The 12,334-nt window shown below is 40.6% G+C and carries 8 protein-coding genes; 5 read left to right on the forward strand and 3 right to left on the reverse strand.

All coding sequences use genetic code 11. The features are described from left to right. Window positions 1-303 precede the first annotated feature (303 nt). On the reverse strand, window positions 304-3,186 hold the full coding sequence (locus G3569_RS02040) for a M16 family metallopeptidase (RefSeq protein WP_165265593.1): 2,883 nt from the start codon (window positions 3,184-3,186) through the stop codon (window positions 304-306). Between the two features lie 332 nt (window positions 3,187-3,518). Between G3569_RS02040 and trhA the strand changes: the two genes are divergently transcribed. The 4 genes from trhA to G3569_RS02060 all read left to right on the forward strand — a co-directional run bounded on the left by trhA (window position 3,519) and on the right by G3569_RS02060 (window position 9,622). Beyond that, window positions 3,519-4,172 (forward strand): PAQR family membrane homeostasis protein TrhA, encoded by a 654-nt coding sequence (trhA, locus tag G3569_RS02045; protein ID WP_165265595.1) that lies wholly within the window; start codon window positions 3,519-3,521, stop codon window positions 4,170-4,172. A gap of 167 nt (window positions 4,173-4,339) precedes the next feature. Continuing rightward, window positions 4,340-5,953 (forward strand): hypothetical protein, encoded by a 1,614-nt coding sequence (locus G3569_RS02050; RefSeq protein WP_165265597.1) that lies wholly within the window; start codon window positions 4,340-4,342, stop codon window positions 5,951-5,953. A gap of 119 nt (window positions 5,954-6,072) precedes the next feature. Further along, window positions 6,073-8,955: a TolB-like translocation protein gene (locus tag G3569_RS02055; RefSeq protein ID WP_165265599.1), complete on the forward strand. Its 2,883-nt coding sequence runs from the start codon at window positions 6,073-6,075 to the stop codon at window positions 8,953-8,955. 70 nt (window positions 8,956-9,025) lie between these two features. Continuing rightward, window positions 9,026-9,622 (forward strand): DUF2911 domain-containing protein, encoded by a 597-nt coding sequence (locus G3569_RS02060; RefSeq protein WP_165265601.1) that lies wholly within the window; start codon window positions 9,026-9,028, stop codon window positions 9,620-9,622. 24 nt (window positions 9,623-9,646) lie between these two features. On the opposite strand, the gene G3569_RS02065 is transcribed toward G3569_RS02060, so the two are convergent. Continuing rightward, the gene (locus G3569_RS02065) at window positions 9,647-9,988 is read right to left on the reverse strand and encodes an AtuA-related protein (RefSeq protein ID WP_165265603.1); all 342 of its coding nucleotides are present in this window, start codon (window positions 9,986-9,988) and stop codon (window positions 9,647-9,649) included. Window positions 9,989-10,347: 359 nt separating this feature from the next. Here G3569_RS02065 and fabF point away from each other — a divergent pair, with 359 nt between their 5' ends. Beyond that, the gene (gene fabF / locus G3569_RS02070) at window positions 10,348-11,598 is read left to right on the forward strand and encodes a beta-ketoacyl-ACP synthase II (RefSeq protein ID WP_165265605.1); all 1,251 of its coding nucleotides are present in this window, start codon (window positions 10,348-10,350) and stop codon (window positions 11,596-11,598) included. Between the two features lie 48 nt (window positions 11,599-11,646). Here fabF and G3569_RS02075 read toward each other — a convergent pair whose 3' ends face one another. Further along, on the reverse strand, window positions 11,647-12,333 hold the full coding sequence (locus G3569_RS02075) for an alpha/beta fold hydrolase (protein ID WP_165265606.1): 687 nt from the start codon (window positions 12,331-12,333) through the stop codon (window positions 11,647-11,649). Window position 12,334: the final 1 nt, after the last annotated feature.

The raw sequence follows: 12,334 nt of genomic DNA on the forward strand, positions 1-12,334 counted from the left end.
AGAAGCGATGCTTTAATACCATTTGAAACTCCTCACTGCGTTTGGAGTGTCTTCATGGGTTAGAAACAGTGTTAAAGACTTGTTATCAATGGCAGTTTTGTCCATAACTTGCACCGGCAATACCACAATATCGGTACACTGGGTAATGAGTGCTAAATGCTAAAAGACGCATCAGTGCAGGCTCAACATATTGATAGAATCATGCGGAGAGAATAAAAAAATCCTTTACTCAGGCGTAATATCTAATGAAAAGCCCCTCTCTGTCGCCAGAAAGGGGCTTAATAATTAAGGAATTAATAAAACTTACTTTTCATCACCGGTTGTGGAGGTATTTTCTTTGACCTCTTTAAGGATGTCCCCCTTTTCAGAGACATCAACCACATCATAGCCCAATTTCTTCAACTTGGGACGATGCGTTTTTGCATCACCAACCACCAAGATATACATCTTACCGGTATCAATATGCTTTTTCGCCAGCTTATTGATCTCTTTTTTGGTAATAGAATCAATGATTTCGCGCTGTTTGTCTACAAACGATTTATCAAGATCGTAGTGGACAATCTCCTGCAGGAATCCGGCCTTTTGCCACGGAGTTTCATAACTGCGGGCATCACGCTGACCAATAGAGTTACGCATAAAGCTGAGCTCTTCATCGGTGATTCCATTCTTATGGAAATCATTCATCTCTTTCATAAACTCATATACCGCACTGTCGGTCGCCGCTGCTTTTACGCCAGCTTGAGCTGTAAACGGTCCGGGAGTATCACCGGAACGGAATCCGGTACGCGCGCCATAGGTCCATCCTTTATCTTCACGAAGATTTAAGTTGATACGGCTGTTAAACGCTCCACCGAGATTATAATTCATAAGCGTTGATTTAAAGTACTCGCCCGTTGCATCATACGTCATATCTGTCATGTAGCCAATACGAATCTGCGATTGCGGGGCATTGGCTTTATCAACAAGGTAAACCTTGGTGTTTTCGTTTGCCTTGGGTTCAGGAAGCTCGGGCAGATCAACACCTTTGGTCTCCCAGTTTTTCAAGAAATCCAGTTCAGACAAGATTTCATTCTTTTTAATATCACCAACAACAACCAGCTCTGAGAGCTCCGGCGCATAATATTTTTCGTAGAAAGACTTCACATCATCTAACGTAATACGTTGCACTGTTTCTTCAATACCACTCGAAGGAACCGAATAGATATGCTTATCACCATAGAGCAGGCGGTTATATACTTGACTGGCAATAGCAGCAGGGTCTTTGTACGAGGATTGAATACCCTCAATTTGTTGCTTTTTAACCCGGGCAAAATCGGTAGAATCGAAGGCGGGACGATAAAGAACCTCTTCTACCAGCTCCAGGGTTGGTTTCAGATTCTTTTTAAGTGCTCGTACATTGAGACTAGTACTACTTTTAGAGGCGGAGACACTAACAGAACTTCCTAGTTTGCGAAGTTCTTCCTGTATCTCTTCTGCACTATAGTTTTCCGTAGATTCATTCAGCATTGACGCTGTTAATGAAGCTAACCCTGCTTTAGTAGAGTGATTTATATCGAGTCGATGTCCACCATTAATAGTGAGCTGAAGGTTTACTACCGGAATTTCATTATACGAAGTTCCGATAACTTCAATTCCGTTATCCATCTTTGTTTCCCAGAAATCAGGTACACTTACCAGCGGTGCAGGTCCTGCCTTTGGCTTTTTACTGCGATCGAAGTTATCGCCTGTGGGTCGGGTATATTCCAGTCCGGAATAGTCTGTTGTGGGATATGGATTTTCGCCTTCTTTTTTGGGCGTATAGTTATCAGCCTTGGCCGGTTTTGTATCTTCATTAGGCAGTACGCTTTGAATTACCGCTGGGTTTCCTTTGATATACTTTTTATACACACGCATGATATCTTCTTTGGTAACCGAGCGATAACGTTCCAGGTCGTTTTTGATAAAATCCGGATTATCTGCAAAGGTCTCGTAGCTGGCTAATTGCGAAACCTTACCACTTACACTGGCTAACCCATTAATAAAGTCTGATTCATATGAAGCCTTAATCTTCTGCAGATCCTCATCAGAAACCCCATCTTTTTCAAAGTCTTTCAGGATTTGCCGCATCTCTGCTTCAAAATCAGACAGCGTTTGTCCGGGGAATGGCAGTACAAACATGGTAAACTCACCGGCCAGTTCACTGGTATTATTGAATGCAGAGGCTTGTATCGCTTTTCGAGGCTTTACAAATTTCTTATAAAAATAGGAGCTTTTGCCGGTACCTAATATCTGTGCTAAAAAATCGAGCGCAGGTTCATCTTTGTGATACTGTGGCACCGTGGGGAAGGTGTATAACAGGGCCGGGAAGCGAATATTATCATCTACATAAGACACATAGCGATCTTTGTCGATGCTAACCGGATCTAATGTCATATCCTTTACTTCGGGTCCGCGAGGAATAACACCAAAGTATTTTTCTACTTTATCAACAACTTCTTCGGGATTTACGTCTCCACCAATAGTCAGGGTAGCATTATTGGGACCATAATAGCGCAGGAAGAACTTCTTCAGATCTGTAACCTCTACGCGATCCAGGTCTTTCAGCTTACCGATCGTCAACCACGAATAGGGGTGACCATAGGGATACAAAGACTCAGCATTTAATTCTCTCCATCGACCGTAGGCACGGTTATCATAGTTTTGTTGCTTCTCATTTTTTACCGTAGCCCGCTGTACTTCAAACTTTTTCTGCGTTACCGCATCTAAAAAGAAACCCATACGATCTGATTCCAGCCACAACATTACATCCAGCTGGTTAGAGGGGACAGTCTCAAAATAGTTAGTACGATCACGATTGGTAGTACCGTTAAGCGTACCGCCGGCCTCCGTAATGATCTTAAAATGTTCTTCGTCTTCAACATTCTCAGATCCCTGGAACATCATATGCTCAAAGAAGTGAGCAAAACCCGACTTGCCCAATTCTTCGCGGGCAGAACCTACATGATAGGTTACATCAACATGTACAAGAGGATCGGAATGATCTTCATGAATAATGAGAGTGAGACCATTATCCAGCTCATACTTTTCATAGGGGATGGCGATTTCGTCCCCCTTCTGATCGACTTTCTCGATAAGTTTCGTCTGGGCAAAGCCAATGCTCTGAATAAGCAGTAGCCCTACAACCAACAGTGAACTAAATTTTTTCATTATAAAAGGATTAATTGAACATTAGTTTAATGGAGAAACGACCGTTTTAAAAATCTACCTCTCCAAAAATAGTCTATTACGTAAATAGTAATAAAAAGTTTAGCCAAAGATAGGTTTATTTTGTTTTTCTAATCTAATAGAACATACTATTCCTACCCCCTCTTGCAGATGATGTCATACACCTTATAAAAGAAAGTAACTATAGCTCTTGACAAATCCATTAAAGTAATACGATACATCTACCGATAAATAGAGTAAAGCAGCAGTATAAACAAACTATTTGGCATTCTTTCTCGTTACCATTTTTTGTATCTTATACTTAATTCATTTCTATGAAACAGTTTACCAAATATATACGCGAACCCGTTAACAGTATTACCCATGGGATAGGAGCCATTTTATCTCTGGTGGGGTTGCTGTTTTTACTCTATGAGGCAATCACCCTTGGCTCTGTGAGCCAGATTGTTGCGTTTTCTATGTTTGGTCTCAGTATGTTCTTGTTATATACAGCGAGTTCACTTTATCACGCTCTGCCTGCAAAAGAGAAAACCCTGGAACTATTTCGCAAGCTCGATCATAGCATGATCTATGTACTCATTGCCGGTACCTATACCCCTATCTGTTTACTTGTGTTGGATGGCAGCTGGAAATGGGGCCTGTTTTCTACCATTTGGAGTTTAGCAGTTATTGGTATCATCAAAAAGTTTTTATGGATGAACGCTCCCCGATGGCTTTCAACTGTATTTTACCTGGTGATGGGATGGCTGGCCGTTATCATGTTTCCCACACTTCTTGAAAAACTACCCTTGGCTTTTCTCATCTGGATAGGATTGGGAGGCCTTGCCTACACATTGGGCGCCGTCATTTATGGTATCAAAAAGCCCGATCCCATTCCCAATATTTTTGGATTCCACGAAATTTGGCATCTCTTTGTAATGGCCGGCACTTTTTCGCATTTCTGGGCTATCTACTGGTACCTTTCCTAAAGCAGGGTATTAATAAATAATACATTCCACCTTAAGTATTGCTTCCCTTTAAAATATGTAGTTTTTTAAACTCATATTTTTACCCCCTATAAATCACCTGTTAATACCTTATTCCATCACCTTAAAAGATGCCCCTGTATATCAGAACTATTGCAATACTTACTGTTATGCTATCAATACTACCCATCTCTTCTACACTCCGGGCACAGTCTCAACATGCGATCTCTTTCAATCCCGATGTAGAAAAGCCATACCAGTATGAAGTTCAGTTAAAAGTTTCAAGAAGCAGTAGCCGGTATTTTAACCTCCGCAATAAGCTAACGTTTTCTAAAATTGACAAGGGATACCGGCTCACTGAAACAATTAATAAATTCTCCATACTCTCCGGGGGTAAACTAAAGTTCACCCTTTCAGCACCTTTTCCAGATAAATCCAAACTTCAAAAAACGCAGAAGCTTCTAAAAAATATCAGGCTCACCAGGCAGCTGGACAAAAAGGGAGCTCCTCTTGGGCCCTGGGATTACTCATTTGGCAACGGTTCAAACGCGATGAATCCTGAGGAAAAGAACAAAACAACTAAACTACTGGGCATGTTTAGTCGGCAGTTGCAACCCTTTTACACCAATAAAACACTAACCAAAGATACTGAATTTAGCCGCCGTACCCTGGCACCCGCTTTTTTTCAAAAAAATGACAGCACCTACTATCGCACAGACTATAGTGTTTTACGAAAAACAGACCGTACCACTATTCTTAGTTATAATCGCATGCCCGAATCAATTAAAAAAGGGCAGCGGCAATCCAACATCCAAATTGAAGGGATGGTTGTCGTTGAAAATAAAACAGGTATGCTACTGCATCGCCGCGAGCTGCTAAAAGGCTTTGACTTGATGAAATACCAGCTGGTGATTAATCGCAAGGATGTCCAAAGGCTCAGTTTTAATAATCCCTATTTAGATAGTAGTGGATTCATGGCCGACTTTAAACACTATAAAAAACTACCAGACACCCTGAATACAGAGCAAATTAAACGCTTGTATTCTAAACAAAATAAATTGCCAGACTCTTTTGAAAGTAAAGAAAAAGCAAAGCGCTATATCTATTCCCTACAGCCGTTTCTCTACTATCGTAAATACCGCTACACCCAAAGCGGACAGTTGCTTTATAAAAATATTGACAACACCCCCTTTATCAGCGGACATATAAAAGGGCTTAAAGGATTTAATAAAAGTGGGGAGCACTTATTCACTTCTGAATTTTCAAAAGATGAACACCCATTTACTGTTCCCCAGGGAACTAACAAAGGAGTTAGAAGAATTCCGGGCGCCCAATTTATAATTCCTGATGCAACCGACTCAGTACGTGGTTCTCTGGTATTCCATACAGAAGTCGGAACCCAGGCTCAGAAACTTACCAAAAGAGATGTGGGCAAGAAGCTTGATCTGCCAAATATGCATTTTAAAATAATAGCATGGAACGACAGCAGCATTACCTACCTCGGTTTTGGAGGCCTTAACTTTTATGACAATAACAACAATATACTCTTACCCAAAAAAGCCACAACTATTAACCATTATATCCCTCAGCTTACCTCCCTTTTGGATAAACCGGCCGATAAATTAACACATGATGATTTCCTGCTGTATTCAAACATCGACGGATTTCCTGATTACCTCCCTCATCATACTGTACATTTTGGGCGCCCTGTAGCATACATAAAGCTCTATGTTCCAGAACAGGTGCATCCTGTAAACCGAACGTTTACTATTGATAAGAAGTAGATCTCTCTTCAGTAGTAGTACTTTAAAAGAAAATAGATATTTCAGCTTTATTTGATCATTATTCTATCGTACTATTATTGGCGTAACCATAACAACTGTTTTGACTATTTGGGAAATGTATGCGTAAGATTATTGGAATTCTTTTTCTGCTAATTTTAGGAATAAATTGTCAATCGGCTTTTGCCCAACTGTACCCTACCCAATATCGCCCACCACAGCAAAACTGGCACGCCCTTACTACCGATCATTTTAAAATCATTTATAACCAGGAAAATGATTCTTCAGCATTAGTAACTGCTCAACTGTTGGAAGATCAATATACCTCAATTCAACAATTGGTAGGTGGAGAGCTTTCTAACTTTCCTGTTGTACTTAACAACTATAATGATCGATCTAACGGTTTTGTTAATCCCTTTAATTTCCGGTCAGAAATCGAACTACCACCTATTAAAAGTAAAAGTATGAACCCACGTACCGGGGGATGGCTCCAAAACGTAGCCCCTCACGAGCTGGTTCATGCTATGCAGTTTAGCAATTTAGGAGATTATAATATTCCGCAGCTAGTCAGCCTTTTTTCACCCGATCTTGCTCGATCTTTTCACGGTGCCATTCCAGCGGGTATCGTTGAGGGTATTGCGGTACATCACGAATCAGAGGGTATTACAGATAATGGAGGACGAGGAAATTATCCCTTCTTTACCAATCGTTTTAATGCCATATTCAAGAGCAATCAACGATGGTCAATGGGCCAACATATACACTATTCCAGCAACACGCGTCCCTTTGACAGACATTACATTGGGGGCTATGAATTTACCTCATGGCTGCACAACAAATATGGGCCTGCAACCAACAAAGAAGCACTGGACTTCTATATGGATTGGCCGTTCCTCGGTTATGGGGTAGCTCTTCGTCATGCTACGGGACAATGGCCAGGGCAGTTGTATAATAAATTCGAAAAAACGCATAGCCAGGAATTAAAAGGTGCTACTGCATCCGATCAGCAGGTTATACATCCCCATTTACCCTACAAAGGCAGAAAAATTCGCCGACCTAAATGGTTAAGCAGTTCAAAACTTATTTTTTACGGATCATTCTATAATAAACGGCCCGGCTTTTATTCCTACAACCTACAAACAGATCAGCTAAATCAGCTACTTGTTACCAATACCGTTAATGACTATAACTATAGCCTCTCTGCCGATCGGTCGCGAATGGTCTATAGCTATTATGAGGCAGATCCGATTTATGACCGAACCTCTAAAGCTGAACTTGTTCAATATCATTTTGCAAGTAACAAGAAAGAACAACTTACCCAGCAGGCCCGATACTATGCCCCCGTTTTTTTTAAAGATGATCTATTAGCATTACAAACAGCACCGGCTTCATCTCGTCTTGTATCTCTTAATTCTCCCGTGATTTCCAATTCCAAAACCAAAATCATAGCGGAAAACAAGGAATATGAAATTAAAGCAGTTGCTACTAATCCAAAGAATAGTTCACTAGCTATTGTAGCAAATAAAAACGGACTTCAAGCACTTTGGATTACCTCCCGCGAATCTCTGGAGAATACGCTTGAGGAAGCTCCTGATATTGCATTAGATGGGGGTTCGATTTTTGATCCCCAATGGCACCCGGATGGAAACAAATTACTTTTCAGCAGCGATGCCTCCGGTAGTTTTCAGCTCTATGAATATAATTTGAGCAGCAAAACCACCATCCAAATAACAAAAAATGGGTACAACGCCTTTGAGGGAAGTTATAGTCCTGATGGCAACCGAATAGCTTTTATTCAACAGGTAAAAAATGAGCAGCTTCCTGTTGTACTATCCCGTTCGAACTTTTTTGATAAAGCCGTTAATAAAACAAAAGGGCAATACAATGCCTTAAATAAAAGCAGGCTCAACAGTTCAACAATATCAGATTCTATAAAGACCAAATCCTCAGAATGGCCACGCACCTCTTACAGCCCGGGGATAAGTTGGCTAAAACCCCGAACCTTTTTACCTGTTTTTGAAGAAGTTTCAAACCAGGATGTATATCAATGGGGCCTGGAATTTCATAGTACCAATACTTTGTCCAATCAATCATATTCTGCAGAAGTAACCCTATTAGAAAAGCGGACATGGTATGATCTAAGTTATCAGAACAAAACCTTTTATCCCGGTTTTAAAGCCAGTCTTTATAACAGACCGGATTACCGATTCTTTTCTCTTTCTGGAAGTTTACAAAACCTGCCTTTTTTGCGACAAGAACGGGGCGGTTCTGTGAGTATCCCAATTTCAGTTACACTCAATAATAATATTTTTAGTACTGGTTTTTATATAGAACCGGAAGTTCGGTATTCACAAATTAGATTTATTGACCTTTCCGGACATGAACTAACAACTGAGTTTGGCAATACCACTATTGGTAATATATATGGGCAGTTCAACTTTCGTCTGCAGCAAAACGCCAGAGATATTCAACCAAATTCCGGGGCTCTTATATATGGCGAACTGGAGCATTATCTGGGCAGTAAAGATATCAGCAAGGGAATAGATATCGACTTTATTGAACCTACGGGCTTTCAAGGAGGGTTATTTACCTATTTTTCTCCTTTGCGCAGGTGGAACCAGTCGCTGCGGCTAGGTATTAAAGGGATAACCCAAACAGCCCCCATATACAATAATCAAAATATTGTATCTAATGCTTTTTCAGATCCCGTTTTTTTAGCTTCAAATAATATTGTCAGTTTTAACAGCCGTTATACAATACCACTGTTTTTTGTGGATGACGGGGGATTCTTGCTTCCATTATATCTAAATAACCTGTACCTGGTTGGTTTTACAGATACGGTCTTAGATCCTACTGCCAATAACTGGTATGAACAATCGCGTACTGTTTTTGGACTGGGGTTACGAGCTCGTTTTAGAATTTCAAATATGGCTATCGACCTGGGGGTAGGATTGGGATATGAAGCAAGCAGAAATAAAACTCACATTTTTATCGGAGATTTTTAACATTTTAGATATTGCTACTTTTCATCTGTAAAATAAACTATCACGTTTCAGCATTTACTGAATCTTTTTTATGTCTTCATTCAACTTTATAACAGCTATTTGTCTCAGTTGTATTACTTTTATTACAGCAGTGGGATGTCAACAGGACAAACCTAAAAAACCCGAAGAACCAAACCCTGTACGTCGGAAAAGTCCCACTGCTATAGCAAGGGCCCTTCATCCCGAAACCAATACCTATATCAAAATTACCTATGGACAACCTTCTAAAAGAGGGCGTGATATTTTTGGTAATATAGTAGCCTATAACGAAGTTTGGCGAACCGGAGCCAATGAAACTACAGAAATAACGACAACAGAAGATATTAGAATTGGGGGAAAAGAACTGGAGGCGGGTACTTACTCCTTTTTTACTATTCCGCGAAAAGATAGTGCATGGACTATCATTATTAATAGCCTCGTTGGCCAGTGGGGAGCTTTCGATTATAATAAAACGTACGATGTATTACGAGTAGAAGGAAATTCCCGAATCAAAGACAAATCAACTGAAATATTTACACTCCAGTTTTCTGATATTAAGGATGACTCTACCAATATCGTTATGGAATGGGATCATACCGTTGTAAAAGTACCGATTACATTTATAGAAAAAGATTCCACTTCTCCATAACCATCTGTCGCCAACAAATACCTATTACTTCACTTTTGCCAGCAGATCATCAGGTACGGCAATATCCATTCGCAATAACATAGAAGCGTGAGTTTTCCCCTGAGCATCAAGTTTTAAAGATACCGTTCCGCCTCCGCCCAAGCTTTCGTGTAATACAAAGTTAAGAGCACCAATGTTAGGGAGCTCATATCTCTTGACTTCTCCTTTACAAATATGCTTCATATGATCTTTTACCACTTCAGCCGTGAGCTTCTCTTTTAAAAATGGATAAAGATCCGGATGTCGTGCAATGATACCTACATTACTGCCATCTCCTTTATCCCCGCTTCGTCCGTGTGCAATATCAATGAGCTTAACCTTGGCCATAGTAGTTGGTCTAAAAATTGCTTTTTTATTGTGCTAAAAGATAGACCGATGTTAGAGATCCCGCAAACGAAATTAATATTTTTTATGTAATTATATCAGGTCTTTACACTGGATTCTATAATCCCTACTACCATAGTATCAGGTTAACTATTAGCTGCTTCGTGCACAGAATAGGACCCTTTATAATTGCGAATCTCGGTAAATGATTGGGAGAGTGTAACAATTGGCTTTCTTTTTCTCGCTTAGGTTTGGTTTATTGTTTACCGTTAGTGGAAGAAGAAAACATCGAAAGATTTTATAGTTGTTACACCTCTGCTAACCAACTAAAAACTGAAGTTACATCTCTAAAAATATTACCAATGAGTAAGCCGAAACGAGTTGTCATTACGGGACTGGGTGCATTATCCCCACTTGGAAACAATGTTGAAGATTTTTGGGAAAACCTTTGCAATGGTGTCAGTGGTGCCGACCGTATCACCAATTTCGACCCCTCTGAATTTCGCACCCATTTTGCATGCGAACTTAATGACTTTGATATCTCTGAACATCTGGAGCATAACACTATTCGCCGCTCCGATCCATATAGCCAATATGCGTTGGTAGCTACCGACGAGGCTGTAGAGGATTCCGGTCTCGATTTTGAAGAAATGGACCCTTTTGATACCGGCGTTATATGGGGCAGTGGACAGGGAGGTATGCATACCTTTGAAAATGAGGTGAAGAATTATGCAGAAAACGATTATAAACCACGATTTAACCCGTTTTTTGTTCCAAAACTGATCATTAACATGGCGCCGGGCATGATCTCAATGAAGTATGGGCTGATGGGTATTAACTATGCTACCGTATCGGCATGTGCTACTTCTAATACTGCTATTATGGATGCCATGAATTACATCCGGTGGGGGAAAGCCAAAGTAATGATTACCGGTGGGTCTGAAGCAGGTATTACCGAATCATCTTTCGGAGGCTTCTCTGCAATGCGTGCGATGTCGCAGCGTAATGACGATCCCAAGCACGCCTCGCGTCCCTTTGATAAAGATCGCGATGGCTTTGTAATGGGAGAAGGTGCTGCTACTCTTATCCTGGAAGAATATGAGCACGCAAAAGCTCGCGGTGCTAAAATCTATGGGGAAGTGACCGGTGCTGCTATGACCGCTGATGCTTATCATATGACGGCCACCCACCCCGAAGGTCGAGGCGCTAAAATGGCGATGAAACAAGCACTGGAAGATAGTGAACTTAATGCTGAAGATGTTGATTACTTAAATACACATGCAACATCAACGCCTGTTGGCGATATCAGTGAAACAAAAGCCATTGCCAGTGTTTTTGAGAATAACCTCGATAACCTGCATATCAATGCTACCAAATCGATGACGGGGCACCTGCTTGGTGCAGCCGGCGCTATTGAAGCTATCGCCAGTATCAAGACAATTAATGAGGGAATTATTCCTCCAACTATCAATACTGAAAACGTTGATGAAGAGATTGCCGACGGAATTCAAATTGTACTAAATGATGCGATCGAAAAAGAAGTGGATGTTGCTATGAGTAACACCTTTGGCTTTGGTGGGCATAACGGTATTGTAGTTTTCAAGAAGGTATAACTTTAAAATACGCTAATTTTTAAGCCCGGTCATCTTGGCCGGGCTTTTTTATTTTATAAAAAAGTCAATTATCGAAGTCGTTAACACCTTCTGATTTACAGCCTCAAAAGGATGCTTCGTTTTAGGCAAGACCATAAGCTGACTATTCGGCATCTTTTTATAAACTTCAACCGTTTTCTCAATATCAGCTGTGTTATCTTTATCACCAATATGCAACCGTACGGTGTGTTCAATTTCTTTCCAATCTTTAGAGGATATTGAAGGATTCATACCTAAGTGTTCTAACATCTCTTTTGTACGCCTTACCACCCGTTTCCATCTATCGGGATGTCGTTGATTTAGGATATCGGCAAAACGAGGTACTTTTTCTTCTATTTTTTTAGGGTATAAATAACGGCACTCTCTCTTTACCACCTCCTTATCCCACTGTAAAATAGTACCAAGGGTCCCAATTTTATTGATCCGGTCAGGATGGGTGAGTGCTATATACAGGGCCACATATCCTCCCATACTGTATCCGAAAATATTTGCTTTATCTATGGCGTGCTCGTCGAGGTATCCCAAAACATTTTCTGCAAAATAAGAGATCCGAAATGGACTTTCAGTTTTCCCCGACTGTCCATGACCTTCAAAGTCCAGCTTATGAATTTCAAAATACTCCGCAAGTGCTGGTTCAATCTCACTGAATTGCTCTTTACAGCCCAAAGCACCGTGTAATAAAAGGAGATGTGGCATA

Source organism: Fodinibius halophilus, from assembly GCF_011059105.1.
GTDB classification, from domain to species: domain Bacteria; phylum Bacteroidota; class Rhodothermia; order Balneolales; family Balneolaceae; genus Fodinibius; species Fodinibius halophilus.